Genomic DNA, 26,900 nt, shown 5'->3' on the forward strand with positions numbered 1-26,900 from the left:
AGCAAGCGAAGCGAGCGAATCAACGATGGGCGCGTGCGGTCACAGACCCCTGCCGAGCGAATCGGGGTGGGCGCATGAGCACCTCCGACGTGAGCAGCGGCTCGGACAACCGCTCCGGTGACCGCCGGGCCGGGAACGTTCCGGCCGACCGCGCGTCCTCCCGGCGCCGGGGCAACACCACCATCTCCCCCCAGGGCACGCCCAACCGGCGCAACACCGAGCTGGCGATGCTGGCCTTCGCGGTGGTGCTGCCGGTCCTGGCGTACGCCAACGTGGGCCTGGCGATGGACGACTCGCTGCCCGCCGGCATGCTCGGCTACGGCCTCGGCATGGGCGCGCTGGCACTGATCGCCCACCTGCTGATGCGCCGCTTCGCGCCGTACGCGGACCCGCTGATGCTGCCCATCGCCACCCTGCTCAACGGGCTCGGCGTGGTGATGATCTGGCGGCTCGACAAGGCCGGGAAGCTGCTGCACAACAACTACCCCGCGGCCGCCAACCAGCTGATGTGGTCGGGCCTCGGGGTGGCGTTCTTCATCTTCGTGATGATCTTCCTGAAGGACCACCGGGTCCTCCAGCGCTACACCTACATCTCGATGGCGGCGGCCCTGGTGCTGCTCGCGGCGCCGGCCTTCTTCCCGGCCCGCAAGGAGGACTTCGGCGCCAAGATCTGGATCCGGATGGGCGCCTTCTCCATCCAGCCCGGTGAGTTCGCCAAGATCATCCTGACCGTCTTCTTCGCCGGCTACCTGATGGTGAAGCGCGACGCCCTGGCCCTGGCCAGCCGCCGCTTCATGGGCCTCTACCTGCCGCGCGGCCGCGACCTCGGGCCGATCATCGTGATCTGGCTGCTCAGCCTGCTGATCCTGATCTTCGAGAACGACCTCGGCTCGTCCTTCCTGTACTTCGGTCTCTTCGTGGTGATGCTCTACGTCGCCACCGAGCGGACCAGCTGGATCATCTTCGGCCTGCTGATGTCCGTCGGCGGCGCCACCCTGGTCGCCTCCACGGCCAGCCACGTGAAGACCCGCATCGACGCCTGGCTCGACCCGATGGCCGCCTTCTCGCCCAAACCGCCACCGGGCTCGACCGAACAGATCGGCCAGTCGCTGATGGCGCTGGGCTCCGGCGGGGTAACCGGCTCCGGCCTCGGCCAGGGCCGCTCCTGGCTGATCGACTTCGCCGCCAAGAGCGACTTCATCCTCGGCTCCTTCGGCGAGGAGCTGGGGCTCACCGGCCTGATGGCGATCTTCATGCTCTACGGCCTGCTGGTCCAGCGCGGCCTGCGCACCGCGGTCGCCGCCCGCGACCCGTTCGGGAAGCTGTTCGCCGTCGGCCTCTCCTCGGCCATGGCGCTCCAGGTCTTCGTGGTGGCGGGCGGTGTCACCGGCCTGATCCCGCTGACCGGTATGACCATGCCGTTCCTCGCCCAGGGCGGGTCCTCGGTGGTCGCCAACTGGGCCCTCGTCGCGATCCTGCTGAAGATCAGCGACAGCGCCCGCCGACCCGGGGTGGAACCCGCCCCCACGCCCGAGCTCCAGGGGGGACCCGTCTCGTGAACAAGCCGATCCGCCGGGTCTCGATCTTCTGCCTCGTCCTGATCCTGGCCCTCATGGTGCGCACCAACTGGGTGCAGGGCGTCCAGGCCGACGCCTGGGCCACCAACAAGAACAACAAGCGCCAGGTCTACGACCGGTACGCCCACCCGCGGGGCAACATCATCGTCGGCGGGCAGCCGGTCACCCAGTCCGACTTCGTCAACGGCCTGCGCTACAAGTACAAGCGCTCCTGGGTCGACGGCCCGATGTACGCGCCGGTGACCGGCTACTCCTCGCAGTCCTTCGGCTCCAGCCAGCTGGAGCAGCTGTCGGACGGCATCCTCTCCGGCACCGACGACCGGCTGTTCTTCCGCAACACCCTGGACATGCTGACCGGGGAGCAGAAGAAGGGCGGCGACGTCGTCACGACGATCAACGCCAAGGCCCAGAAGGCGGCCTTCGACGGCCTCGGCAACAAGAAGGGCGCGGTGGTCGCCCTCGACCCGCGCACCGGGGCGATCCTGGCGCTGGTCTCGACCCCGTCCTACGACCCCGGGGTCTTCGCCGGCAGCGAGTCGGCCGACTCCAAGGCCTGGACGGACCTCAACGCCGACCCGAACAAGCCGATGCTCAACCGCGCGCTGCGCGAGACGTACCCGCCCGGCTCGACGTTCAAGCTGGTCACCGCGGCGGCGGCGTTCGAGAACAGCGTGTTCCAGAACATCGACGACCAGACGCAGACCCCGAAGTCGTACCTCCTGCCGGGCACCAAGACCGAGCTGAAGAACGAGAGCGACAACGAGCCCTGCGAGAACGCCACGGTCAAGGTCGCCATGGACTGGTCGTGCAACACCGTGTACGGCAAGATCGGCGCCGAGCTCGGCAAGGAGAAGATGCGGGCGCAGGCCGAGAAGTTCGGCTTCAACAGCACGGTGGACACCCCGGTCCGCTCCGAGAAGAGCGTCTTCCCGACCAACTCCACCCCGGACGGTGTCGCGCTGGACTCGATCGGCCAGCACGACACCCGGGCCACCCCGCTGCAGATGGCCATGGTCTCCGCCGCCATCGCCAACAACGGCTCGCTGATGCAGCCGTACCTGGTCGACCAGGAGCGCTCGGCCTCGCTGACCACCATCTCGAAGCACACCGAGAAGCAGTTCTCGCAGGCGATCAGCCCGGCGACCGCACAGAAGCTCCAGGACATGATGGTCTCGGTCGTGGAGAACGGCACCGGCAAGAACGCCAGGATCCCGGGCCTGACCGTCGGCGGCAAGACCGGGACCGCGCAGCACGGCGAGGACAACTCCGGACTGCCGTTCGCCTGGTTCACCTCGTACGCCAAGACCGCCGACGGCCAGTCCGTCGCGGTGGCGGTCGTGGTCGAGGACGGCTCCAACAACCGTGACGGCATCAGCGGCGGCCGGCTGGCCGCACCGGTCGCCAAGGCGGTGATGCAGGCCGCACTCGGCAAGTAGGGAGCGGCCGCGACTGAGTGGAATGTCACGATCGGCACCCCCGTCCGGATACCGGTCTGGTATCGGCCGACGGCCGACTCCGGTCCGGCGCGGTCCGGGCGGTAGCGTATCCGCAAGCAGCGGGTGTGCCCGTTGCCGCCCGCGAGGCGTCACAGGGTCCTGATCGCAGAACCACCCGGGGCCGGGCCGGCGTCACTCGGAGCGTGCGGGGACACCTACGTCACAACCTCACCGGCGGGTGAGGGAGAGGGTCGGAACTATGGAAGAGCCTCGCCGCCTAGGCGGCAGGTACGAGCTCGGCGGCGTCCTCGGACGCGGCGGCATGGCCGAGGTGTACCTCGCCCATGACTCCCGGCTCGGCCGTTCCGTCGCAGTGAAGACGCTCCGGGCCGACATGGCCCGCGATCCGTCCTTCCAGGCCCGCTTCCGTCGTGAGGCACAGTCGGCGGCGTCGCTGAACCACCCCGCGATCGTCGCCGTGTACGACACCGGCGAGGACTACATCGACGGCATCTCCATCCCGTACATCGTGATGGAGTACGTCGAGGGGTCGACCCTGCGCGAGCTGCTGCACTCCGGCCGCCGGCTGCTGCCGGAGCGCGCGCTGGAGATGACCATCGGCATCCTCCAGGCCCTGGAGTACTCGCACCGGGCCGGCATCGTGCACCGCGACATCAAGCCGGCCAACGTCATGCTGACCCGGCAGGGCAACGTCAAGGTCATGGACTTCGGCATCGCGCGGGCGATGGGCGACGCCGGTATGACCATGACGCAGACCTCCGCCGTCATCGGCACCGCCCAGTACCTCTCCCCCGAGCAGGCCAAGGGCGAGCAGGTCGACGCCCGCTCGGACCTCTACTCCACCGGCTGCCTGCTGTACGAGCTGCTGACCGTGCGCCCGCCGTTCGTCGGCGACTCGCCGGTCGCGGTGGCGTACCAGCACGTCCGGGAGGAGGCGCAGCCGCCGTCCGCCTTCGACCCCGAGGTCCGCCCCGAGATCGACGCGATCGTGCTGAAGGCGCTCGCCAAGGACCGCGACTACCGGTACCAGAGCGCCGACGAGATGCGCGACGACATCGAGCGCTTCCTCGACGGCCTGCCGGTGGCCGCCGCCCAGCAGGCCGCCGCGTACGGCATGGGCGCCGCTGCCGGGTACGGCTACGACCAGAACGGCTACCCGCAGCAGCACGATCCGTACGGCCAGACCAACGTGCTGCCGCAGCAGCAGCCCGGCGGCCCCACCACGATGCTGCCGCAGGCCGGCGGCCAGCCCGGCTACGGCCAGCAGCCCGGCTACCCGGACGACGGCTACGGCCAGACCTACGCCGGCGGGCAGGGCGGTGGCGGCAACGACGGCTACGACGACGGCTACGGCCGCGGCGGCCGGCGCGGCGAGGAGCCCCCGAAGAAGAGCAACACCTCCTGGATCGTGCTGGCGGTCGCCGCCGTGCTGGTCCTGGTCGGCACCTTCTTCGTCGCCCAGGCGATGTTCAGCGACACGAAGAAGGACGACAAGAAGGACGCGCCCAAGGTCACGGCGCCGAACCTGGTCGGCAAGAGCCTGGCGGACGCCAAGACCGCGGCCCAGCAGGCCGGTCCCAAGCTGGTGGTGACCGAGGGCGAGAAGATCGCCTGCCCGGACGCCGCCGTCAAGAAGGACCAGGTCTGCACCCAGAACCCGACGGCCGGCAACCAGGTCGCCGAGAGCGCCGCGATCACGGTGCAGCTCTCCTCCGGCCCGGCCAAGGCGAACGTGCCGAACGTGGTCGGCAAGACCAAGGACCAGGCCACCAAGGCGCTCGCCGACGCCGGCTTCACCAACGTCACCACCGAGTACAAGGACGACGACACCGCTCCCCAGGAGACGGTCACCGCCCAGGACCCGGCGGCCAGCGCGCCCGGTGACCCGACCGCTCCGGTCAAGCTCACCGTGTCGCAGGGCAAGACCAAGGTCACCGTGCCCAACGTGGTCGGCCAGCAGAAGGAGGCCGCGCAGGCCGCGCTGGAGAGCGCCGGCTTCCAGGTCGACGCCTCGAAGACCGCGACGACCAACGACCCGACCAAGGTCAACACCGTCGTCTCGCAGTCGATCCCGGCCAACAGCAAGGCCCCGGCCAACGCGAAGATCATCCTGACCGTCCTCAAGGCACCGGAGAAGGCCACCGTCCCGCCGCTGCAGAACCAGAAGCTCCAGGAAGCGATCGACAAGCTGGGGAAGGCCGGCCTCGGCTACAGCGTGGTCGGCCCGCAGGACCCGAACTCGGTGGTCCTGGGCAGCAACCCGCCGGCGGGCACCCAGCTGGACCCGAACACGCAGGTGATCCTGATGACCAAGCCGGCGGAGCCCGCCAAAGGGGACACCCCCACCCCATCCGCCACCTTCCCCAAAGGGGGAAACCCCTAAGCCCTGGTTCCCCTGGTTCTGAGGCAACGCCCGAGGGCCCGTCGCAGTCGCTGCGACGGGCCCTCGGGCGTTCCGGCGGGTGCCCGGCAGAGCGGCGGGTGCTCGGGAGAGCGGCGCGGCTCCGGCGGGCGCTCAGGAGTGGCGCAGCTCCGGCGGGGGCGTCCGCTTGGCGTCCATCTCGTCGACCCGCACCAGGCTGCCCCAGACGGCCATCCGGTAGCGCGAGGTGTAGACCGGCGTGCAGGTGGTCAGCGTGATGTACCGGCCCGGGCCCTGGTAGCCCGAGCCCTTGGGGACGGGCGCGACGATGCCGGTGTCGTACTTGGACGTCTCCGGCAGGGTGTTGTCGACCTTGTAGACGTACCACTTGTCCTTGGTCTCGACCACGATCGCGTCGCCCTTGTGGACGGCGTCCAGGTCGTGGAACTTCGCCCCGTGGCCGTCCCGGTGCGCGGCCAGGGCGAAGTTGCCGGTCTCGTCCCACGGCATCGCCGCGCGGTACGGCTGCTCGTACACCCCGGCGACGCCCTCGGCCAGGGTGTCGGTGTCGGTGCCCATCCGGATCAGCACCTGGTAGTCCCTGCCCATCGCCGGGACGTGCAGGAACCCGACGCCCTCACCCGCGCCGTAGGCCGGGCCCGGCGTTCCCGAGGCGCTGGGGCTGGGGGACGCCGTCGCCCCCGGGGAGGCCGGGGCGGGCGTGGCGGGAGCGGTGGGAGCGGCGGTCGGGCCGGCCGCCCAGGAGCTGCGCAGCCGGTCGGAGGCCCGGTCCGCGGAGGCGTCGGCCTGCACGTTGGTCCACCAGAGCGAGTACGCGACGAACAGGCCCAGCACCAGGCCGACGGTGATCAGCAGCTCGCCGAAGACCCCCAGCGCGGCCAGCGCGCGGCCGCGGGCCCGGCCGGGGGGAGGCGGTGGCGGGAGGGCCTCCTCGGCCACCGGTTGCGCCGTCGCGTCCTGGGTCACTGTGCTCCCCCTCGTCCCTGTCGACCGGTGCGGCGGCCGTCCGCCGCCGCACCGCGCTGCCGCGGCCGCTAGCCGGCCGTGAGCCCGGCCGGCTTGCCCTGGCTCCGCGGCCGTTCCTCGATCATCTTGCCAAAGACGATCAGCCGGGCCTTGGAACTGAACTCCGGGGTGCAGGTGGTCAGCGTGATGTACCGGCCGGGCTGGCCGTAGCCGGAGCCGTTGGGCACCGGCTTGATCACGCTCACGTTGGACGGCGGAGTCTCCGGGATGCCGCCGGTGACCTCGTACGTGTAGTACGCGGTCGCGGTCTCCACCACGACCTTGTCGCCCTTGGTGAGCTGGTTGATGTGCCGGAACGGCTCGCCGTGGGTGTTGCGGTGCGCGGCGAGCGCGAAGTTGCCGGTCTTGTCGGCCGGCATCCCGGTACCGGTGTAGTGGCCCACCAGGCCCTTGTCGAGCACCGCCGACTTGGAGGTGCCCTCGGCGATCGGGAACTTCAGGCCCAGCTTCGGCAGGTAGACGATCGCGAAGCCCTTGCCGGGCTCGAAGGTCTCGGGCTTGGCGGGGTCCGGCGCCGGCTGCCCGGACGCGCCGGGCGCCGGCTGGGGGGAGCCGAACTGCTGCTCCAGCTGGTTGCGGGCGCCGTCGGCGGCCGCGTCGGCCTGCACGTTGGTCCACCAGAGCTGGTAGGAGACGAACAGCAGCATCACCAGGCCGAGCGTGATGCAGAGCTCGCCGACGAACCGGGCGGCCACCACGGCCACCGGCTCCTTGGGGCGTGCCGCTCCCCCGGCGCCGGCCCGGCCGCCCGCCCGGCGGCGACCGCCGCCCGAACGCACCGCCATCCGGCCCTGTGCGGCCCGCCGACGCTCCGCCCGGCCGCCGGGCGGCGGCCCGGCCGCACCGGCGGTGGCCGGCAGGAGGCGCAGCTGGAGGGTCTGGTCGGCCAGCCAGGGGTACTCGGGCTGACCGGGGCCGTCGGGCCCCCCGGCCGCGTCAGGGGCTCCTGAGCCGTCCTGACGGGGCTCCAGGGGCTCCTGGGGCTGCCCGGGCGGCCCGGGCGGCCCGGGCGGCCCGGCCTGCTCGTAGACGCCCCAGCCGTCCTCGGCCGCGCCCTGGGCGGGCTGCTGCGCCTGGTACGGGTCGTACTGCTCGTACTGGCCGTCCTGCCGGTACTGGCCGCTCTGCTGGGCCCCCTGCTGGCCCCCCTGCTGGAACTGGCCGTCCTGCTGGTGCTGCCGGTCGGCTCCGGGCCCGCCGTACTGCGGGTTCTCCGGCCCGTACGGGCCGCCGTGGCCCTGGGAGTAGCCGTACCGGCCGCCCTCGTGCGGGCCCGCCCCCGACTGGTAACGCCCCTCCGGACGCACCGCGGTCACGCCGCTCAGCCCCGGCCGATCACCGGGGCGAGCCCGGCCGAACGGCCGACGGCCTGCGGATCGCCGCACTCGGCCAGCCAGTTGGCGAGCATCCGGTGGCCGCCCTCGGTGAGCACCGACTCGGGGTGGAACTGCACCCCCTCAACCGGCAGTTCACGGTGCCGCAGGCCCATGATCACGCCGCTCCCGGTCCGGGCGGTGACCACCAGCTCGTCCGGCACGGTGGCCGGCTCGACCGCCAGCGAGTGGTACCGGGTCGCGGTGAGCGGCGAGGGCAGGCCCTCGAAGACCCCGCCGTCCTCGTGGTCCACCAGGGAGGTCTTGCCGTGCAGCAGCTCGGGCGCCCGGCCGACCACCGCGCCGTACGCGACGGCGATCGACTGCAGGCCCAGGCAGACGCCGAAGACCGGCAGCCCGATGCCCGCGCAGTGGTGCACCATCTCGATGCAGACCCCGGCCTCCTCCGGCGCACCGGGCCCGGGGGAGAGCAGCACCCCGTCGAAGCCCGTCCCGCCGTCGCGGCGCACCGCGTGTTCGACCGTCACCTCGTCGTTGCGCACCACCTCGCAGGTGGCGCCGAGCTGGTAGAGGTACTGGACCAGGTTGAAGACGAAGCTGTCGTAGTTGTCGACGACCAGGATGCGGGGCTGGCTCGGCTGGGTGGTCATTCGCGCGCTATCTCCGTGGGATGCGGGGGCTGGGAGGAGGAGCAGTGCCGCCGGGTCAGCCCGCGGCGCCGTCGCCGCCGTCCACTGTGACGTCGCCGAAGGGGAGCAGCGGTTCCGCCCACGGGAAGACGTACGTGAAGAGGAGGTAGACCAGCCCCAGGACGAGGAGCAGCGAGATGAAGGCCCGGACCAGGGTGTTCCCCGGAAGGTGACGCCAGATCCAGCCGTACATGGTGCTCCCTCGACGTAACAGACTGGGCTCAAGAGTAGACCCGTGATCCGGGGCCGCGGGGCGGGCTTCCCGCACTGGCACCCGAGCGCGGGCGTGCGCTACTGGCCGCCCGCCGAGCGCAGGTCGGCGGTGCCGGAGTAGCCGGGCACGGTGAGGTCGCCGCTCTCCTGGACCTTCCAGCCCAGCCCGTACGCCTGCACGTACTGCAGGTAGTTGCGGATCGTCGGGTCCGCCTCCACCGCCGTCCGCAGCGCGTCCGTCCTCCCGACGGCCTTCACCACGTAGGGCGGCGAGTAGACGCGGCCCTGGAGCAGCAGGGTGTTGCCGACGCAGCGGACGGCACTGGTGGAGATCAGCCGCTGGTCCATCACCTGCACGCCCTCCGCGCCGCCCCGCCAGAGCGCGTTGACGACCGCCTGGATGTCCTGCTGGTGGATGACCAGGTCGTTGACGCCGGGCTCGGGCACCCCGGGGATGCGCGCGGTGGCGTTCGGCGGGGCGTCGTTGAGGGTCACGGTGAGGCCGGGCCCCTGGAGCGGCTCCAGCGCGGCGCCCTGCCGGAGCGCGTCCTGCCGGGAGACGTCCGCGGGGTTGCCGCCCTGCTGCTCGGTGAGCTCCTGCGAGCGGGCCTGGAGGTCGGCGAGCTGCGCCTGGGACTGCTGGTTCTGCGCGCTGCGCTGGCGTATCACGTCGCTGAGACTGAGCAACGAGTTGTCGGTGCGCAGGTCGGTCCCGCGGGCGGTCTGCGCGCTGATGTAGAAGAGCAGCCCGGCGAGCGCAAAAACGGCGCAGGTCAGGGCACGGCCGACAATTCGGGTGCCGGAGGAGCGACTACTGGCAGGCCGAGGGGGAATCGACAAATTAGTCACCGTACCCTTATCTCCTTCGGACCCGCCGAGCCACTACGCTAACGGACGCCGGTGGCATGTGCGGGGGCGGTCCCCCTAGCGTTCTCCACAACCGCCATGCCGGCCGCCCGACCCCCGCTGAACCCCTGCGCGGTCTCACAGCGCATCGACAGGAGAGCTCCTCGTGCCGAAGTCTCGACTCCGCAAGAAGTCCGATTACACCCCGCCGACCACGGCCGTCGCGGTGAAGATCAGCACGGGCCGCAGCTGGGTAGCCCCCCTGATGCTGGCCCTGTTCCTGGTCGGACTGGTGTGGATCGTCACCTACTACGTGACCAGTGGCAGCTGGCCGGTCGAGAGCTGGCACAACTGGAACATCCTGGTGGGCTTCGGCTTCATCGCGGCGGGGTTCGGCGTCTCCACCCAGTGGAAGTGACGGGGCTCCAGCCCTGAGCGCGCAAGCGCCGCCCCGGAAGGACTTCCGCCCGGGGCGGCGCTGCGGTGCGCCCGGACGCGGCCGTGCGCCCGGACTTCCACCATCCGGTTATCCCGCTTATCGCGCTTATCCACATGGTTATCCACATTGGGGAAAAGTCCTCCCGGCCTGTGGATAACCTGCGCCGCGCGCCCTTTCCACACCCCCGCACGCCATCCCCCGAATGCCGAATAGGCACAGCAGGACACGCGTAGAACAGCAGTCCACAGGGCACTCGCCCAACTGGCTGTGCACGACTTCCCACACGCTGTGGACAAACGTCCGGGCGCGTCACCCGCCGTAGCGGGCCATCCCGACCAGGACCATCGCCAGCACCAGGCCCGCCATCGCGGCCACCGTCAGCGCCTGGACGGGCAGCCGGCGGTCCTGCGGGGCGTACATCAGGCCGATCGCGGTGAGCGTCCCGGCGATCAGCCCACCGAGGTGCGCGCGCCAGTCGATGCCGGTCACCGAGAAGGTGACGATCAGGTTGAAGACCAGCAGCGCGACCACCGGGCCGAGCGGCATCCTGGTCCGCTTGTACATCACCACGGTGGCGCCGAGCAGGCCGAAGATGGCGCCGGAGGCACCCAGCGAGTTCATGAACCCGCCGGCCAGCAGGAAGGCGAAGGCGCTGCCGGCCAGGCCCGAGACCAGGTAGACCGCCAGGAAGCGGATCCGGCCGAGGGCCGCCTCCAGCGCCGGCCCGATCACCCAGAGCATCACCATGTTGGTGGCGATGTGCCAGAGCTCGACGTGCAGGAAGGTCGCGGTCAGCAGCCGGTACCACTGGTCCGGCCCGGCCGCGACGCCGTACGGGAACCCGGTGATCTGCGGGCCCACGCTGAACAGCGAGAGATCCTCGGACAGCCACGGCCTGAGCACGTAGGCGGCGAGGACGAAGACCACCAGGTTGACCCCGATCAGGGCCTTGGTGACGAGCGCACCGTCCGCGGCCAGCTGCCCGCCGAACCGGGTGGTGGCCTGCCGGACCTCGCGGTTGGCGCCCTGGACGCACTCCGGGCAGTGGAAGCCCACCGAGGCGCTCACCATGCACTGCGGGCAGATCGGCCGGCCGCAGCGGGAACAGCCGATGCCCGTCTCCTGCCCGGGGTGCCGGTAACAGTGCGCCAGGCCGCCCCCGGGTTCCGGGGTCCGGTCCGTCGGCGGCCTGGGCTCGTCCGGGAGCATCAGCGGTTTCCCCTTCTCGCACGCCTGCTACGCAATCCCGGCGGCGCCCCGCCGAACGGGGTACACCGGCATCGCCAGCGTACTGCGACGGGATCGGCCCCGGGCGGCCCCGGCCTCACCCCTCCCCGTCCCGGTCTCCGCCGGCGCCGCCCCGGTCTCCCTCCTCCCGCACCGCCCCGCGTACGGCCCATCCCGGAGTGCTGCGGGACAAATCACCATGCATGATCAGCATTCAGGTGGATATGTGCATATAGGACGCCACCGAGGAGGAGAGACTCGTGACCCGTTTGGACTCAGCTCGTGAGACGGCCGGAAAGACCCGGGACACCCTCGCGCCCTACGCCGTGACCGCCAAGGTGACCGCGGTGCACCTCGCGGACGGCGCGAAGCAGCGGCTGGGCCCCGCCATGGACGCGATCGGGCCGAAGGCCGCCCACGCCGCCCACAGCGCCCGCGTCCAGTACGACAGGCACGTAGCCCCGCAGCTCGGTCACGCCTTCGCCAGCCTGCCACCCGAGGCCCAGCAGAACGCCCTCAAGGCCCTGCACCGCGCCCAGGAGGCCGCCCTGGCCGCCCGGCTCTCCGCGGCGCGCGCCACCGACCAGGCCCGGACCACGATCGGCCCCAAGGTCGTCCACGCGGTCGAGGAGGCCCGCGCCGCCGTCGTCCCCGTGGCGGTGGAGGCCCAGACCCGCGGCGCCGCCGCGCTGACCGCCCTGCACGGCAACGTCACCTCCGCCGAGATCAGCGAGCTCGCCGCCCGGAACGTCAGGAAGGAGCACCGCAGCGGCTGGGCCACCGGCCTGGCGGTCGCCGGCGCCCTCGCGATCGGCAGCGGCATCGTGGCCTGGCAGTGGTGGCGCCACCACAGCAACCCCGAGTGGCTGGTCGAGCCCCCGGCCGCCGAGCGGACCGCGGCCACCGACTCCACGGCCACGACGTCCCGTAACTCCGGCGCCCACGCCTCGGGCAGCGCCGGCCCGGCCGACGCCCAGGTGAACGGCTCGGCCGCCGGGTCCGACGCCGCCGGCCCCCACGCGGAGGCGGGCACCGCCGCCCCCCAGCCCGGCCCGCCGCCCGGCAAGCCCGCCCCCGACGACGACCGCCCCAAGCCGCACGACCCGCGCAAGCCGCACTGACCGGCCCGCCCCGGGCGCCCCGCACGCCCCAAAACGCCGATCGGCCGCTGACCCGGATTCAGGTCGGCGGCCGATCGGCTGTTCCACTGTGGAGCTTAGGAGACTCGAACTCCTGACATCTGCCTTGCAAAGGCAGCGCTCTACCAACTGAGCTAAAGCCCCTCGACGGCACTGTGCGCACCGTCGGGCACTAGCGTACCGGGTTCCGGCGGGAATCCCACGCCCTCCCCGGAACCTCACGCCCCGACGGTGCCGGGAACACCGGCCGGCCCGGTCACACGACCGGGCCGGCCGGCCCGGGAGACGCCGTGCGGCGCCTCCGAAGATCGTCGATCGTCAGATCGTCCGGGTCCTCAGCGACCGGCCGGGACCGGGTCGGTGGCCTCGGTCCACAGGTCCTGCTCGGCGCGGTCCGCCTGGACCTGACGGTAGACAAAGAAGCCGCCGAGGGCGACCAGGGCGACCAGGAGAAGCTTCTTCACCGCGGGACCTCGTCCTTCTTGCGTAGCGGACTCAACAGCCGTGCTCCGACCGGATGGCCGGGCCGACGAGTCCATGATGTGTTACGAGCACGAACGGGCTGCCGGGTGCCAGACTGCCCTTGCGGCCGATGATACACACCAGTGTCCCAATCGTGACCAGCCGCCGCTGCCTCCAACCGACCGGTCCGGCCGGAGGATTGACGCCGCACCTTCTGTCGTACGGTCGGCCCGGCCCGAGCCCGGCCCGACGGCGCCCCCGGCCCGGCCCGCACGGGTCGTCCACCGGCCCCGCACCGGCCGGCCCCCGGCGGCTGGCCCCGCGTCGGCGGCACCACCACGGCGGTACCGGCCGCCAGGTCCACCCTGGTCCTCGGCGGCGCCCCCTCGCCCTCCTCGTCGCGCAGCATCAGGGTGCTGCGCCGCTCGTCGAGCCCGTGCTGCTTGCCCGCCGCGAACTGCGCGTGCAGCTGCTCGAACCCGGTCGCCGAGACCTGCCCCTCCCGGCCCGTCCCCCGCCACGGGATCCAGCGCGACTTCCGCGCCCACAGTGCCGTCTGGTCGACGAAGGCCAGCACGACCAGCGCGCAGACCAGCCCGGGAATGCTCATCGCCCAGAACAACGCCATACCGTCACCGCCCGCCGTGCCCGTCCGCCCCCACCACCCGGAGAACTCCCGGGCCCGGCGTGCAGTTCCTCCGGCCCCCGGGAACGCCGAAGGGCCCGGAGCGTGATCGCTCCGGACCCTTCGCGGTGGTGGGCCTAACAGGACTTGAACCTGTGGCCTCTTCCTTATCAGGGAAGCGCTCTAACCGTCTGAGCTATAGGCCCTTGCCGCACTGAAAGATTAGCGGACCGACGGCCGATCTCCAAAATCCGGTCCGGCGGGGCTCGCGGCAGGGGTCTGCTGGTGAGGGGTGGTGGCGGGGCGGAGCAGCCACTCCTCGCGGGTGGCGGGGAGACGGGCGGCGCCCTCGGGGCCGGTGCGGACGGCGAGGATCTGGTTCACGCCGATCCGGTTCTCCTCGAAGGCGAGCGCGGAGGCCGCCATGTAGAGCCGCCAGACCCGGGCCCGGCCGCGGCCGACCAGCCGGACGGCCTCCGTCCAGCGCACCTCCAGGTTGGCCACCCACTCGCGCAGGGTCAGCCCGTAGTGCTCGCGCAGGGACTCGACGTCGCGCACCTCGAAGCCGGCCTCCTCCAGCCGGGCCACCGTGGAACCGACGGGGGAGAGCTCGCCGTCAGGGAAGACGTAACGGTCGATGAACGGGCTGGGGCGGTACGGCTCACCCGGGTGGTTGGGACGGCGGGCGATCTGGTGGTTGAGCAGGCGGCCCCCGGGCACCAGCAGCCGGTACAGGCCCGCGGCGTAGACCCGGTACTGCTCGGTGCCGACGTGCTCGGCCATGCCGACGCTGGAGATCGCGTCGAACGGGCCGTCCGGGACCTCCCGGTAGTCCTGGAGGCGGATCTCCACCCGGTCGGCCAGACCGGCCTCCTCGACCCGCCGGCGGGCCAGCGCCACCTGCTCCTCGGAGATGGAGACACCGACCGCCGTGACGCCGTAGTGCCCGGCCGCGTGCAGCACCAGCGAGCCCCAGCCGCAGCCGACGTCCAGCAGCCGCATCCCCGGCCGCAGGCCGAGCTTGCGGCAGATGAGGTCGAGCTTGGCCTCCTGGGCCGCCTCCAGGCTCTTCGCGGCGGGCTCCCAGTACGCGCAGGAGTACACCATCGACGGGCCCAGGACGAGGCCGTAGAAGTCGTTCCCGACGTCGTAGTGGTGGCTGATGGCCGCGCGGTCCCGGCTGCGGCTGTGCAGCCGCCCCTGGACCGCCCCGGCCTCCTCCGGCGGCGGGATGGGCTGCGGGCCCAGCGCACCGGCCCGTAGCAGGGCCCGCAGCCCCGCACGGCCCTTGGGGCCGAGCACGTCGCCCGGGCCCAGCCGGAGCAGGCGGATCTCGGGCCGTTCGGAGAAGTGCGCGACCGCCGTCAGCACCTCGTAGAGGTCGGTCCCGGGCGCGACCTCCAGGTCACCCGCGACGTAGGCCCGGGCCAGGCCCAGCTCGCCCGGCTGCCAGAGCAGGCGGCGCAGCGCGCGCCGGTTGCGCAGCACGACGGTGGGCGCCCCCGGCGGCCCGGCCGTGCTGCCGTCCCAGACCTGCACCCGCAGTGGCACCGGGACCCCCAGGAGCCCCTCCAGGGCCTCGACCAGTTGCCTTGCGAGCTGAGCCATCGCGCGCCTCCGTCCAGCCGTACCTGCACAGCCGTGCCCTCCCCGGCCGTTCGGACCGGGGGGCGGCCTGCGGCACTCGGAAACTCGACACGAGCGCACCCAGCAAATCCCACCGTGGCGGACGCCGATCCGGGCGGCACGCCGCGGGGGTCGGCTGTCACCCGAACGCCGACGGGCCCCGCAGGCTGGAACAGCCTGCGGGGCCCGCTCATTCCGTACACCCGGGAATTCCTGACCGTGGGTCAGCCACCGGCCACGGTGGCCGGAAACGGCTCCTCCCGGCCGGAGGTCAGTCCTCCTCGGCCAGGGTCAGCTCGATGCCGCCGGTGAAGCCGGCCGCGGCGTTGTAGATGAACGCCGAGAGCGTGGAGAGCGCCGTCAGCAGCACCACGTCGACCACGGCGATCAGCGAGGTGAAGGTCATCACCTTGCCGAACCCGACGTAGTCCATCAGGTTGATGCCGCTGTTGGGGGCCTCGCCGGCGGTGACCTCCTTGAGGGTCTTGGTCAGCGAGTCGAAGACGCCGAGCGAGTCCAGCGTCATCCACAGCACGGCGGCCGCCACGATGATGATGATCCCGACCGCCACCGACAGCAGGAAGCTGACCTTCATGACCGACCACGGGTCGGCCTTGGTGATCCGCAGCCGGGCCTTGCGGGTCCGGCCCAGGCCCGGCCCGGCCGCGGCCGGCGCGGCGGCCGGACGGCGCGCGGCACCGCCGGGAACCGGCGTGCCGCCGGGCGGGGTGTTACCGCTCACCCGGGTACCCCGCGGCGGCGTCGGCTGCCCCTTGGCGTACGTGGTCGGCTGCGAGAACCCGCCCGCGCCCGACGGCGGGGGCGTGGCCGGCTGGCCGCCGTACGTCGCCCCGCCCTGACCCGCCGGACCGACCGGTGGCATCAGCGAGGTGGACGAAGCCGGGTGCTCGGCCGGCGGCTGCGGCACCCCGTAGCCCCCGCCGCCCTGTGCTGCGCCCGGACGGCCGCCGGTGGCTCCTCCCGCAGCACCCGTGGCTCCACTCACTGGTCCTCCCGCACTTCCCACCAGGACGGCAACACCGTCCTGCGTCGTCACTCGTCATCCAGCGCCCGGCGGGATTGCCCGGAACTGGTCGGCGGCCGGTGCCGCCGCGCCCATTCTTCTCGACGCTGCGACACCGGCCCACGGTTCGGATCAGGCCTGGGCGTCCTCGCCGCCGGCCGCCGTCTCCGTACCCTCGGCCACCTCGGGGGACTCGGCGCCTGCGACCTCGTCCTCCAGCGACTCCTCGTCCTCGGCCTCCGCGTTGCGGGCCATGCCCACGACCGCATCGCGCTTTCCGAGGTTGATCAGTTGGACGCCCATGGTGTCACGTCCGGTTTCACGAACCTCGGAAACCCTCGTGCGGATCACCCCACCCGACAGGGTGATCGCCATGATCTCGTCGGTGTCGTCGACCACCAGCGCGCCGACCAGCGAGCCCCGGCCCTCGACGATCTTCGCCGCCTTGGTGCCGTAGCCGCCGCGTCCCTGGACACGGTACTCGTCCACCCCGGTGCGCTTGGCGTAGCCGCCGTCGGTGGCGGTGAAGACGAACGTGCCCGGACGGACGACGTTCATCGAGAGCAGCTCGTCGTCCTCGCGGAAGGACATGCCCTTGACGCCGGAGGTGGCGCGGCCGGTGGGCCGCAGCGCGTCGTCGGTCGCGGTGAACCGGATCGACTGGGCCTTCCGGGAGACCAGCAGCAGGTCGTCCTCGGCGGAGACCAGCTCGGCGCCGATCAGCTCGTCGTCCCGGCCGTGCTCGTCCTGGCGCAGGTTGATCGCGATCAGGCCGCCGGAGCGCGGGGAGTCGTAGTCCTTCAGGGCGGACTTCTTCACCAGGCCGGCCCGGGTGGCGAGAACGAGGTACGGCTTGTCCTCGTAGGTGCGCACCGCCATCACCTGGGTGATGTGCTCCTCCGGCTGGAAGGCCAGCAGGTTGGCCACGTGCTGGCCGCGGGCGTCGCGACCGGCGTCCGGCAGCTCGTAGCCCTTGGCGCGGTAGACCCGGCCCTTGTTGGTGAAGAACAGGATCCAGTTGTGCGTCGTCGTCACGAAGAAGTGGTCGACGATGTCGTCCTGCTTCAGCTGGGCGCCGCGCACGCCCTTGCCGCCGCGCTTCTGCGAGCGGTAGAGGTCGGAGCGGGTCCGCTTGACGTAGCCGCCACGGGTGATGGTGACGACGATGTCCTCCTCGGCGATGAGGTCCTCGGAGGTCGCCGTCGGAGGGGATCAGGGTGGAACGCCGCTCGTCGCCGTACTTCTCGACGATCGCGGTGAGCTCCTCGGAGATGATCTCCCGCTGGCGGACCGGGGAGGCGAGGATCGCGTTGTACTCGTCGATCTTGCGCTGCAGCTCGTCGTGCTCGTCCATGATCCGCTGGCGCTCCAGGGCGGCCAGCCGGCGCAGCTGCATCTCCAGGATCGCGTTGGCCTGGATCTCGTCGATGGTGAGCAGGTTCATCAGGCCGCTGCGGGCCGCGTCGGCCGACTCGGAGGCCCGGATCAGCGCGATGACCTCGTCGATCATGTCCAGCGCCTTGAGCAGGGCGCGCAGGATGTGCGCGCGCTCCTCGGCCTTGCGCAGCCGGAACCGGGTGCGCCGGACGATGACCTCGACCTGGTGGTTGACCCAGTGCCGGATGAAGGCGTCCAGCGAGAGCGTGCGCGGCACGCCGTCGACCAGGGCCAGCATGTTGGCGCCGAAGTTGGTCTGCAGGTCGGTGTGCTTGTAGAGGTTGTTCAGCACGACCTTGGCGACGGCGTCGCGCTTGAGCACGATGACCAGGCGCTGGCCGGTGCGCGAGGAGGACTCGTCGCGGACGTCGGCGATGCCGGCGATCTTGCCGTCCTTGACCAGGTCGGCGATCTTCAGGGCGAGGTTGTCCGGGTTGACCTGGTAGGGCAGCTCGGTGATCACCAGGCACTGGCGGCCCTGGATCTCCTCGACCTCGACCACCGCGCGCATGGTGATCGAGCCGCGCCCGGTCCGGTACGCCTCGTCGATCCCGCGCCGGCCGACGATCAGGGCGCCGGTCGGGAAGTCCGGGCCCTTGATCCGCTCGATCAGGGCCTCCAGCAGCTCCTCGTTGGAGACGTCCGGGTGCTCCAGCGCCCAGAGCGCACCGGAGGCGACCTCGCGGAGGTTGTGCGGCGGGATGTTGGTGGCCATGCCGACCGCGATGCCGGTGGCACCGTTGATCAGCAGGTTGGGGATGCGCGCGGGCAGGACGGTGGGCTCCTGCGAGCGGCCGTCGTAGTTGGCGGCGAAGTCGACGGTCTCCTCGTCGATGTCGCGCATCATCTCCATGGCCAGCGGCATCATCTTGCACTCGGTGTAGCGCATGGCCGCCGCCGGGTCGTTGCCCGGGGAGCCGAAGTTGCCGTTGCCGTCCACCAGCGGCATCCGCAGCGACCACGGCTGGGCCAGGCGGACCACGGTGTCGTAGATCGAGGTGTCACCGTGCGGGTGGTAGTTGCCCATGACGTCGCCGACGACGCGGGCGCACTTGTAGTAGCCCTTCTCGGGGCGGTACCCGCCGTCGTACATCGCGTAGAGCACGCGCCGGTGCACCGGCTTGAGGCCGTCGCGGACCTCGGGCAGCGCGCGGCTCACGATCACGCTCATCGCGTAGTCGAGGTAGGAACGCTGCATCTCGGTTTCGAGCTCGATCGGCTCGACCCGGGAGACGAAGGTGTCCGTGGTGGTGGCGGCGTCCGGCTGCTCGCCGTCGGGACGGTTGTCGTCGACCACTGGTGGTCAGTTTCCTTTCACGCGTGACTGGACTGTGCTGACGGGGGCGGCCCCCGTCACACGTCCAGGAAGCGGACGTCCTTGGCGTTGCGCTGGATGAAGGACCGGCGGGCCTCGACGTCCTCGCCCATCAGGACGGAGAAGAGGTCGTCGGCGCGGGCCGCGTCCTCCAGGGTGACCTGCAGGAGCAGACGGTGGGCCTGGTCCATGGTGGTGACGCGCAGCTCCTCGGCGTTCATCTCGCCGAGACCCTTGAAGCGCTGGATCGCGTCGTCCTTCGGCAGCCGGCGCCCGGCCGCCACGCCCGCCGCGATGGTGGCGTCGCGCTCGCGGTCGGAGTAGACGTAGTCGAAGTCGTCCTTGCCCCACTTGATCTTGTACAGCGGCGGCATCGCCAGGTACACGTACCCGGCCTCGACCAGCGGCCGCATGAAGCGGAACAGCAGGGTGAGCAGCAGGGTGCGGATGTGCTGCCCGTCGACGTCGGCGTCCGCCATCAGGACGATCTTGTGATAGCGGAGCTTGGACTCGTCGTAGTCCTCCTGGATGCCGCAGCCGAACGCCGAGATCAGCGCCTGGACCTCGGTGTTCTGCAGGACCTTGTCGATCCGGGCCTTCTCGACGTTCAGGATCTTGCCGCGGATCGGCAGGATGGCCTGGATCCGCGGGTCGCGGCCCTGCTTGGCGGAGCCGCCGGCGGAGTCACCCTCGACGATGAAGATCTCGCACTCGGCCGGGTCCTTGGACTGGCAGTCGCTCAGCTTGCCCGGCAGCGAGGCGGATTCCAGCAGGCCCTTGCGGCGCGTCAGGTCGCGCGCCTTGCGGGCGGCGACGCGCGCGGTGGCGGCCTGGATGGACTTGCGGATGATGTCCGAGGCCTCGTTGGGGTTGCGGTCCAGCCAGTCGTTCAGCTGCTCGTGGACGACCCGCTGGACGAAGGTCTTCGCCTCGGTGTTGCCCAGCTTGTCCTTGGTCTGGCCCTCGAACTGCGGCTCGCCGAGCTTGACCGAGATGATCGCGGTCAGACCCTCGCGGATGTCCTCGCCGGAGAGGTTGTCGTCCTTCTCCCGGAGCAGCTTCTTGTCCCGCGCGTAGCGGTTGACCAGACCGGTCAGCGCGGCGCGGAAGCCCTCCTCGTGGGTACCGCCGCCGTGCGTGTGGATGGTGTTGGCGAAGCTGTAGACACCCTCGGTGTAGGAGGAGTTCCACTGCATCGCGACCTCGACCGAGATCGCCTTCTCCTTGTCCTCCGCCTCGAAGTCGATCACCGAGGGGTGGATCACCTCGCCCTTGCGGGAGTTGAGGTGGGTAACGAAGTCCGCGATGCCGCCGTCGTACTTGTACGTGACCGAGAGCGGCTTGCCGTCCTCGTCCGCGTGCTCGGGGCGCTCGTCGGTCAGCGAGATGCTCAGACCCTTGTTGAGGAACGCCATCTCCTGGAAGCGCCGGGAGAGCGTCTCGAAGGAGTAGACCGTGGTCTCGAAGATGTCCGGGTCGGCCCAGAAGGTGACGCTGGTGCCGTTGCGGTCGGTGGCCTCGCCCTTGACCAGGGCGGCGGTCGGCGCGCCCATCTTGTAGTCCTGGGTCCAGCGGTGGCCCTCGGTGTGGATCTCCACCGCGAGCCGGGTGGAGAGCGCGTTCACCACCGAGACGCCGACGCCGTGCAGACCGCCGGAGACCGCGTACCCGCCGCCGCCGAACTTGCCGCCCGCGTGCAGCACGGTGAGCACGACCTCGACGGCCGGCTTCTCCTGCCCGGGGACGATGCCGACCGGGATGCCGCGGCCGTTGTCGACCACCCGCACGCCGCCGTCCGGCAGGATCGTGACGTCGATGGTGTCCGCGTGCCCGGCCATGGCCTCGTCGACGGAGTTGTCCACGACCTCCTGCACCAGGTGGTGCAGCCCACGCTCACCGGTCGAGCCGATGTACATGCCGGGACGCTTGCGGACGGCGTCAAGGCCCTCCAGCACCTGGATGTTGCTGGCGTTGTAGGACTTCTCGCCCTGGTCGGTCTGGTCTGGGGTCTGGCTGGGGTTGCCGGAATCGGCCACGAAGCGCCCTCTCTGGCACAGCACGGGCCGCATCCCCACCCCGTGTGGGCGGGCGTGCGACCACGGCGTTTCGACTCGGTTGCCACTAGCAACAGTGTTTGGCTCTCAGTCTACCGGTACGACTGACAGAGATGGGCGTTTGGCAGCCTCTGAGGGCAGATACGCCGCCCTGAATCCCCTCTGCACATGTCCCGATACTCGCCCGGGGGGCTCAGAGCGCCTGGAAGGGCCGTCAGGGGTTCCGGAAGATCCCGGTCCGCTCGGCACCGGGCGGGCCCCGGTCAGCCCCAGGTGTCGCCCGGCCCCTTGCTGCCCGGCGCCCGCAGCCGGCCGTAGCCGCGGACCGGCGCGGCCGGCCCGAGCACCTTGATGGTCTTGACCGTGCCGTGCCCCAGCTCGTGGTTCAGGCGTGCCACCAATTGCCTTGCCAGCCAGCGGAGTTGGGTGGCCCAGGCGGTGGAGTCGCACTGCACGACGAGCACCGCGGCCGCGTCGTCGTAGGAGGTGGGGGCGCAGTGCGCGGCGATGTCCGGGCCGACGATCTGCGGCCAGCGGCCCATCACCCCGCCGACCGCGGCCGAGGACTCCCACCCGCGCTCGGTCAGCAGCCGGTTGAGCGCCGCACCGAGCGGCACCGGGTCGCGGCCGTCCGAACGCGCACCGCTGCGCAGACCGTGCCGCTTCGCCTCGCGCTTCTCCCTGACCTGTTCGCCGCGCTGCTTGGCCTGCGCCCGGGCCGCCCGCAGCGCCGAGCGGGCCAGGTCGGCGCCGGTCGGTCCGGCGGCGTCCGGACCGGCGCCGGCCGGCCGCGGGAGGTTCTCGGCCGGCTCGCTCACGGCGATCTCCTATCCCCAGGCTGTGGACAACGGTCAGCCGTCCAGCGTACGGGAGCGGAGGGCTGCGGGCCGCCGGTGCACCGGTCGGGCACGGGCGGAAAGTGTGAGGGTGTGAAGGGGACCGCTCCTGCGCGGGTCGGGGGAGGCCCGGAGGCGGGGGCGCTGCCGGGCCCGGACACCGGCGCGGGCTTCGGGTGCAGGCGGTCGGGTACGGGCGGTCGGCCCGGGATGCCCGGGATGTCAGGCGTCGACCCGGCGCACCGCGCCGTCGGCCACCGCGTACCGGGCCCCGGCCAGCGCCTTCGGCACGTCCTCCGCGACGGCCGCGGTGACCAGCACCTGCTCGCCCCCGGCGACCAGCTCGGCCAGCCGGTCCCGCCGGGTGGCGTCCAGCTCGGCGAAGACGTCGTCCAGGATCAGCACCGGCTCCCCGCCGTCGGCGCGCAGCAGCTCGTACGAGGCCAGCCGCAGGGCGAGCGCGAACGACCAGGACTCACCGTGGCTGGCGTAGCCCTTGGCGGGCAGCGGGCCGAGCCGGAGCACCAGCTCGTCGCGGTGCGGGCCGACCAACGTCAGCCCGCGCTCGACCTCCTGCTTGCGGACCGCCTGGAGGGCCTGGAGCAGCTGCTCCTCCGCCTGCTCGCGGCTGGACGGCAGCTCGCCCTCGAAGGAGCTGCGGTACTCCAGCACGGTCTCCCCGCCCGCGGGCGCGAGCTGCCCGTACGCGGCCGACACCAGCGGCTGGAGAGCGGCCACCAGCTGGATCCTGAAGGCGGTCAGCTCGGCTCCGGCGCGCGCCAGATGGCCGTCCCAGACCTCCAGGGTGGAGAGGTCCGCGCCCTTGCCGCCACCGGCCCGGCGGGCCATCGCGGCGGTCTTCAGCAGGGCGTTGCGCTGCTTGAGCACCCGTTCGTAGTCCTGCCGCACCCCTGCCAGCCGGGGGGCGCGGGCGGTCAGCAGCTCGTCGAGGAAGCGCCGGCGCTCTCCCGGGTCGCCCTTGACCAGGGCGAGGTCCTCGGGGGCGAACAGCACGGTTCGCAGCAGGCCCAACACGTCGCGCGGCCGGACGTTGTCCGAGCGGTTGATCCGGGCCCGGTTGGCCTTGCCCGGGGTGATCTCCAGCTCCAGCAGCGTGGTGCGGGAGCCGGCCACCACCGAGGCCCGGACCACCGCCCGCTCGGCGCCCAGCCGGATCAGCGGCGCGTCGGTGGCGACCCGGTGGCTGCCCAGGGTGGCGACGTAGCCGATCGCCTCGACCAGGTTGGTCTTTCCCTGGCCGTTCGGTCCGACGAAGGCGGTCACGCCCGGGTCGAGGGGTACCTCGGCCCGGGCGTACGACCGGAAGTCGGCGAGCGACAGATGCGCGACGTGCATGGCTGTGGACTGCGCCCGCCTTCTGTGACTGTGCTTGCCCGGGGGCCGGCCCCGGGCGGTGACGGAACTACTTCGACTCGACCGCGTGGCCGCCGAACTGGTTGCGCAGCGCGGCGATCATCTTCATCTGCGGCGAGTCCTCCTGGCGGGAGGCGAAGCGGGCGAAGAGCGAGGCGGTGATCGCCGGCAGCGGCACAGCGTGGTCGATCGCGGCCTCGACGGTCCAGCGGCCCTCGCCGGAGTCGGCGGCCCAGCCCTTGAGCTTGGCCAGGTGCTCGTCGTCGTCCAGGGCGCGGACGGCCAGGTCGAGCAGCCACGAGCGGATGACGGTGCCCTCCTGCCAGCTGCGGAAGACCTCGCGCACGTCGGTGACCTCGGGGGCGGCCTCCAGCAGCTCCCAGCCCTCGGCGAAGGCCTGCATCATCGCGTACTCGATGCCGTTGTGGACCATCTTGGCGAAGTGGCCGGCGCCGACCGCGCCCGCGTGCACGGAGCCGAAGTCGCCCTCCGGCTTCAGCGCGTCGAAGACCGGCTTGGCCTTGGCCACGTGCTCGGCCGCGCCGCCGTACATCAGGGCGTAGCCGTTCTCCAGGCCCCAGACGCCGCCGGAGACGCCGCAGTCGACGAAGCCGATGCCCTTGGCGGCCAGCGCCTCGGCGTGCTTGACGTCGTCGGTCCAGCGGGAGTTGCCGCCGTCGACGACCACGTCACCGGGGGAGAGCAGCTCGGCGAGCTCGTCCACGGTCGCCTGGGTGGCGGCGCCGGCCGGGACCATGACCCAGACCACGCGCGGGCCCTGGAGCTTGGTGACGAGCTCCTGGAGGCTCTCGACGTCGGAGATGTCCGGGTTGCGGTCGTAGCCGATGACGGTGTGGCCGGCGCGGCGGATCCGCTCGCGCATGTTGCCGCCCATCTTGCCGAGACCGATGAGGCCGAGCTCCATGACCAAGTCCTTACCTGTGGTGACATGCCTGCCGGCGGCGCCGTTGCCGCGCTCTCTGAGCCTACGCGCTGAAGCGCAAGGGCCTCCCCGCGGTCGGGCCGACCGGGGGAGGCCTTCCACAGGCTGTGCACAGCCTGTGGGTAACGCGTCGGGACGCCGGGGCGTACCGGATCAGCCGGAGAGACGGACCGGCATGATCAGGTACTGGTAGGCCTCGTCCGCCTCGGTGTCGACCGAGGCCTTGCCGCTGAGCAGGGCCGGCTTGGTCGGCGTGGTGAAGCTCAGCTGGGCGTAGGCGGAGTCGATGGCCTTGAGGCCCTCCTCCAGGTAGCCCGGGTTGAAGGCGATCGAGATGGCGTCGCCCTCCAGGGAGGCGTCGATCCGCTCGGTGGCCTGGGCATCGTCGCCCGAGCCGGCCTCCAGCGTCAGCACGCCCTCCTCGAAGTTCAGCCGGACCGGGGTGTTGCGCTCGGCGACCAGCGAGACGCGCTTGAGCGCCTCCAGGAAGGGCTGCGTCTGGATCGCGGCGATCGCGTTGAACTCGGTCGGGAAGAGGCTGCGGAACTTGGGGAACTCGCCCTCCAGCAGCCGGGTGGTCGTCCGGCGGCCGGCACCCTCGAAACCGATCAGGCCCTCGCCCGCGCCGCCCGAGGACAGGGCGATCGAGACGTTGTCGCCGCTGCCCAGGGACTTGGCGATGTCCTGGAGGGTCTTGGCGGGCACCAGGGCGACCGCGGAGATGTCCGGCTGCTCGGGCTTCCAGAGCAGCTCGCGGACGGCAAAGCGGTAGCGGTCGGTGGCGGCCAGGGTGATCCGGTCGCCCTCGATCTCGACCCGGACACCGGTGAGCACCGGGAGGGTGTCGTCGCGGCCCGCGGCCACCGCGGCCTGGCTGACAGCCGAGGCGAAGACGTCACCGGGGACGGTGCCGGTGGCGGTCGGCATCTGGGGCAGGGCCGGGTACTCGTCCACCGGGAGGGTGGGGAGGGTGAACCGGGAACTGCCGCAGACCACGCTGACCCGCTGGCCGTCGGTGGAGATCTCCACAGGCCTGTTGGGAAGGTTGCGCGAGATGTCGTTCAGCAGCCGGCCGGAGACCAGCACGGTGCCGGGCTCCTCGATGTCGGCCTCCAGCTCGACCCGGGCCGAGACCTCGTAGTCGAAGCCGGACAGCGCCAGGCTGCCGTCCTGTGCCGTCAGCAGCAGGCCGGCCAGCACCGGCACCGGCGGCCGTGCCGGGAGGCTGCGGGCAGCCCAGGCCACCGCCTCCGCGAGGACGTCACGCTCCACCCGGAACTTCACCGGTAACCGCCTCCTGGATCGAGCGCTCCCGCTCGCACGTCTGGTTCTTCTGATCTTGGTCTTCGGTGCGGCTGACCGCCGAGCTCTGCCACTCCGCTTCCAGTCGCCGAGGACAGTCTGACGTACTCCACCGACAGACGGGGCAGACGGGCGGAAGCAAGCCGAACAGATGTCGGGGTCCGGTTGTCCACAGATTTCGGGCCCACCCGCTTTTGAACGAGTCGACTGGTCTATAGGTGTAGCAGTAGTAGTAGGGCCTGTGGAAACCGTGGATAACCCCGTTTCGGCAGGTCAGGCCCGGTTTTTTGTCCACAGGAGGTGTGGACGGCGGCTGTGGACGGACACGGCCCGCTGTGGACAGCGGAGCGTTACCCACAGGCGACGCTGGGTATCCACAGGTTATCCCCAGCGCTGTCCCCAGATCCGGGCCAGGTTATCCACGGGGCCCGGTCAACATCACGTGACGCCTTTCACACCAGGGCATGAACGCCAGCACAAGGTTGTCGAACTGTGGACGCGGCTGTGGACAACCTGGGGATAACCCGGGCGACCCTGGGGACAACCGGTGGATAACCCGGCGGGCCCTCTGGCGGCCCGGCAATTGTCCACACCCTGTGGATAACCGTTGTGCACAAGTCCACAGGCACCTGACCTGCGCGGAAGAGCGTAGCGGCGGCGGGCCTGTGGAGGAATTCTGGATAACTCGGGGCTCACCGGCCTGTGGACGGCGGAGAGGCGGCTCCGGCTGTGGACAACGGCCGTTCGCGCCCGGCGGGTTCGAATCCCTGGTCAGATGTTCGACGCCGCCTGCGCAGTGGCGCGGCGTCCGCCACCCGCAACCCTGCCCAGCGAATCGGCCGTGCACACCTGTGGATATGCCGAAAGGGCGTCAGGATGGCTCCTGACGCCCTTCAACGGCTGTGGACGGACTAGCTCTTGATGCGGTTGGTCAGCTCGGTCACCTGGTTGTAGATCGAGCGGCGCTCGGCCATCAGGGACCGGATCTTGCGGTCGGCGTGCATCACCGTGGTGTGGTCGCGGCCGCCGAACTGGGCGCCGATCTTCGGCAGCGAGAGGTCGGTCAGCTCCCGGCAGAGGTACATGGCGATCTGCCGGGCCGTCACCAGCACGCGGCTGCGCGAGGAGCCGCAGAGGTCGTCCACGCCCAGCCCGAAGTACGCGGCGGTCTGCTGCATGATGACCTGCGCGGTGATCTCCGGCCCGGCGTCCTCGTCCCCGCCCGGGATCAGGTCCTTGAGGACGATGCCGGCCAACTCCAGGTCCACCGGCGCCCGGTTGAGGTTGGCGAAGGCGGTGACCCGGATCAGGGCGCCCTCCAACTCCCGGATGTTGCGGGTGATCCGGGAGGCGATGAACTCCAACACGTCCGCGGGGGCGTTCAGTTGTTCCTGGATCGCCTTCTTGCGCAGGATCGCGATCCGGGTCTCCAGCTCCGGCGGGGTGACGTCGGTGATCAGCCCCCACTCGAAGCGGTTGCGGAGCCGGTCCTCCAGCGTGATCAGCTGCTTGGGCGGCCGGTCGGACGAGAGGACGATCTGCTTGTTGGCGTTGTGCAGGGTGTTGAAGGTG

Annotated in this window: 21 protein-coding genes, 2 tRNA genes and 1 pseudogene; 5 read left to right on the forward strand and 19 right to left on the reverse strand. The window is 71.3% G+C overall.

The window, feature by feature from the left end; genetic code table 11:
* Positions 1-74: 74 nt before the first annotated feature.
* The 3 genes from C2142_RS19255 to pknB all read left to right on the forward strand — a co-directional run bounded on the left by C2142_RS19255 (position 75) and on the right by pknB (position 5,417).
* Complete coding sequence (locus C2142_RS19255) at positions 75-1,559, forward strand: FtsW/RodA/SpoVE family cell cycle protein (protein WP_148643807.1); 1,485 nt, start codon at positions 75-77, stop codon at positions 1,557-1,559.
* Positions 1,556-3,013, forward strand: a complete 1,458-nt coding sequence (locus C2142_RS19260) for a penicillin-binding protein 2 (protein ID WP_148643808.1) — start codon at positions 1,556-1,558, stop codon at positions 3,011-3,013. The genes C2142_RS19255 and C2142_RS19260 overlap by 4 nt, the downstream gene beginning before the upstream one ends.
* 259 nt (positions 3,014-3,272) lie before the next feature.
* Positions 3,273-5,417 (forward strand): Stk1 family PASTA domain-containing Ser/Thr kinase, encoded by a 2,145-nt coding sequence (gene pknB / locus C2142_RS19265; RefSeq protein ID WP_148643809.1) that lies wholly within the window; start codon positions 3,273-3,275, stop codon positions 5,415-5,417.
* 132 nt (positions 5,418-5,549) lie between these two features.
* Here the strand turns inward: pknB and C2142_RS19270 are convergent, their stop codons facing one another.
* The 5 genes from C2142_RS19270 to C2142_RS19290 form a co-directional block, all read right to left on the reverse strand.
* Positions 5,550-6,299: a class E sortase gene (locus C2142_RS19270; protein ID WP_241003225.1), complete on the reverse strand. Its 750-nt coding sequence runs from the start codon at positions 6,297-6,299 to the stop codon at positions 5,550-5,552.
* A gap of 152 nt (positions 6,300-6,451) precedes the next feature.
* Positions 6,452-7,759 carry a class E sortase gene (locus C2142_RS40005; protein ID WP_241002662.1) on the reverse strand — a complete coding sequence of 436 codons (1,308 nt, stop codon included), beginning with the start codon at positions 7,757-7,759 and terminating at the stop codon, positions 6,452-6,454.
* A 5-nt stretch (positions 7,760-7,764) separates the two neighbouring features.
* Positions 7,765-8,427, reverse strand: coding sequence for an aminodeoxychorismate/anthranilate synthase component II (locus C2142_RS19280; RefSeq protein WP_148643810.1), 663 nt, complete (start codon positions 8,425-8,427; stop codon positions 7,765-7,767).
* Positions 8,428-8,482: 55 nt separating this feature from the next.
* Positions 8,483-8,659, reverse strand: a complete 177-nt coding sequence (locus tag C2142_RS19285) for a hypothetical protein (protein ID WP_174315663.1) — start codon at positions 8,657-8,659, stop codon at positions 8,483-8,485.
* 98 nt (positions 8,660-8,757) lie between these two features.
* A complete protein-coding gene (locus tag C2142_RS19290) occupies positions 8,758-9,513 on the reverse strand; it encodes a DUF881 domain-containing protein (RefSeq protein ID WP_241003226.1) in 756 nt (251 codons plus the stop codon).
* Positions 9,514-9,691: 178 nt separating this feature from the next.
* Here C2142_RS19290 and crgA point away from each other — a divergent pair, with 178 nt between their 5' ends.
* Entirely contained in the window at positions 9,692-9,943 is a 252-nt protein-coding gene (gene crgA, locus C2142_RS19295) for a cell division protein CrgA (protein WP_148643812.1), read from the forward strand.
* A 330-nt stretch (positions 9,944-10,273) separates the two neighbouring features.
* Here crgA and C2142_RS19300 read toward each other — a convergent pair whose 3' ends face one another.
* Complete coding sequence (locus C2142_RS19300) at positions 10,274-11,173, reverse strand: rhomboid family intramembrane serine protease (RefSeq protein ID WP_148643813.1); 900 nt, start codon at positions 11,171-11,173, stop codon at positions 10,274-10,276.
* 278 nt (positions 11,174-11,451) lie between these two features.
* On the opposite strand from C2142_RS19300, the gene C2142_RS19305 reads away from it, so the two are divergent.
* Positions 11,452-12,312, forward strand: a complete 861-nt coding sequence (locus C2142_RS19305; RefSeq protein WP_148643814.1) for a DUF5324 family protein — start codon at positions 11,452-11,454, stop codon at positions 12,310-12,312.
* Positions 12,313-12,401: 89 nt separating this feature from the next.
* On the opposite strand, the gene C2142_RS19310 is transcribed toward C2142_RS19305, so the two are convergent.
* The 13 genes and pseudogenes from C2142_RS19310 to C2142_RS40015 form a co-directional block, all read right to left on the reverse strand.
* A tRNA-Ala gene (locus C2142_RS19310) sits at positions 12,402-12,474 on the reverse strand.
* 191 nt (positions 12,475-12,665) lie between these two features.
* On the reverse strand, positions 12,666-12,794 hold the full coding sequence (locus C2142_RS40010; RefSeq protein ID WP_014137031.1) for a DLW-39 family protein: 129 nt from the start codon (positions 12,792-12,794) through the stop codon (positions 12,666-12,668).
* Positions 12,791-13,420 (reverse strand): DUF6191 domain-containing protein, encoded by a 630-nt coding sequence (locus C2142_RS41985; protein ID WP_346766383.1) that lies wholly within the window; start codon positions 13,418-13,420, stop codon positions 12,791-12,793. The genes C2142_RS40010 and C2142_RS41985 overlap by 4 nt, the downstream gene beginning before the upstream one ends.
* A gap of 126 nt (positions 13,421-13,546) precedes the next feature.
* A tRNA-Ile gene (locus tag C2142_RS19325) sits at positions 13,547-13,623 on the reverse strand.
* Between the two features lie 16 nt (positions 13,624-13,639).
* Positions 13,640-15,025 carry a cyclopropane-fatty-acyl-phospholipid synthase family protein gene (locus C2142_RS19330; RefSeq protein ID WP_148643816.1) on the reverse strand — a complete coding sequence of 462 codons (1,386 nt, stop codon included), beginning with the start codon at positions 15,023-15,025 and terminating at the stop codon, positions 13,640-13,642.
* A gap of 289 nt (positions 15,026-15,314) precedes the next feature.
* Positions 15,315-16,049 carry a DUF3566 domain-containing protein gene (locus C2142_RS19335; protein WP_148643817.1) on the reverse strand — a complete coding sequence of 245 codons (735 nt, stop codon included), beginning with the start codon at positions 16,047-16,049 and terminating at the stop codon, positions 15,315-15,317.
* 150 nt (positions 16,050-16,199) lie between these two features.
* Positions 16,200-18,720, reverse strand: a pseudogene (gene gyrA / locus C2142_RS19340) (DNA gyrase subunit A).
* Positions 18,721-18,857: 137 nt separating this feature from the next.
* Positions 18,858-20,879 carry a DNA topoisomerase (ATP-hydrolyzing) subunit B gene (gene gyrB, locus C2142_RS19345; RefSeq protein ID WP_148643818.1) on the reverse strand — a complete coding sequence of 674 codons (2,022 nt, stop codon included), beginning with the start codon at positions 20,877-20,879 and terminating at the stop codon, positions 18,858-18,860.
* A 257-nt stretch (positions 20,880-21,136) separates the two neighbouring features.
* Entirely contained in the window at positions 21,137-21,616 is a 480-nt protein-coding gene (locus C2142_RS19350) for a DciA family protein (RefSeq protein ID WP_241003227.1), read from the reverse strand.
* 315 nt (positions 21,617-21,931) lie between these two features.
* Complete coding sequence (gene recF / locus C2142_RS19355) at positions 21,932-23,065, reverse strand: DNA replication/repair protein RecF (protein WP_148643820.1); 1,134 nt, start codon at positions 23,063-23,065, stop codon at positions 21,932-21,934.
* A 67-nt stretch (positions 23,066-23,132) separates the two neighbouring features.
* A complete protein-coding gene (gene gnd, locus C2142_RS19360; protein WP_148643821.1) occupies positions 23,133-24,008 on the reverse strand; it encodes a phosphogluconate dehydrogenase (NAD(+)-dependent, decarboxylating) in 876 nt (291 codons plus the stop codon).
* A gap of 171 nt (positions 24,009-24,179) precedes the next feature.
* Positions 24,180-25,310: a DNA polymerase III subunit beta gene (gene dnaN, locus C2142_RS19365; RefSeq protein ID WP_148643822.1), complete on the reverse strand. Its 1,131-nt coding sequence runs from the start codon at positions 25,308-25,310 to the stop codon at positions 24,180-24,182.
* A gap of 929 nt (positions 25,311-26,239) precedes the next feature.
* A partial coding sequence (locus tag C2142_RS40015) for a DnaA/Hda family protein (RefSeq protein ID WP_241002663.1) occupies positions 26,240-26,900 on the reverse strand: 661 nt, incomplete at its 5' end.

The organism is Streptomyces sp. CB01881, assembly GCF_002953255.1.
Lineage (GTDB): Bacteria > Actinomycetota > Actinomycetes > Streptomycetales > Streptomycetaceae > Kitasatospora.

Bases quoted from the DNA above. Each gene is read 5' to 3' on its own strand.
- C2142_RS19330 (WP_148643816.1), bottom strand. From the start codon at position 15,025: ATGGCTCAGCTCGCAAGGCAACTGGTCGAGGCCCTGGAGGGGCTCCTG.
- pknB (WP_148643809.1), top strand. From the start codon at position 3,273: ATGGAAGAGCCTCGCCGCCTAGGCGGCAGGTACGAGCTCGGCGGCGTC.
- C2142_RS19300 (WP_148643813.1), bottom strand. From the start codon at position 11,173: ATGCTCCCGGACGAGCCCAGGCCGCCGACGGACCGGACCCCGGAACCC.
- C2142_RS19285 (WP_174315663.1), bottom strand. From the start codon at position 8,659: ATGTACGGCTGGATCTGGCGTCACCTTCCGGGGAACACCCTGGTCCGG.
- recF (WP_148643820.1), bottom strand. From the start codon at position 23,065: ATGCACGTCGCGCATCTGTCGCTCGCCGACTTCCGGTCGTACGCCCGG.
- C2142_RS41985 (WP_346766383.1), bottom strand. From the start codon at position 13,420: ATGGCGTTGTTCTGGGCGATGAGCATTCCCGGGCTGGTCTGCGCGCTG.
- C2142_RS19255 (WP_148643807.1), top strand. From the start codon at position 75: ATGAGCACCTCCGACGTGAGCAGCGGCTCGGACAACCGCTCCGGTGAC.
- gnd (WP_148643821.1), bottom strand. From the start codon at position 24,008: ATGGAGCTCGGCCTCATCGGTCTCGGCAAGATGGGCGGCAACATGCGC.
- C2142_RS19280 (WP_148643810.1), bottom strand. From the start codon at position 8,427: ATGACCACCCAGCCGAGCCAGCCCCGCATCCTGGTCGTCGACAACTAC.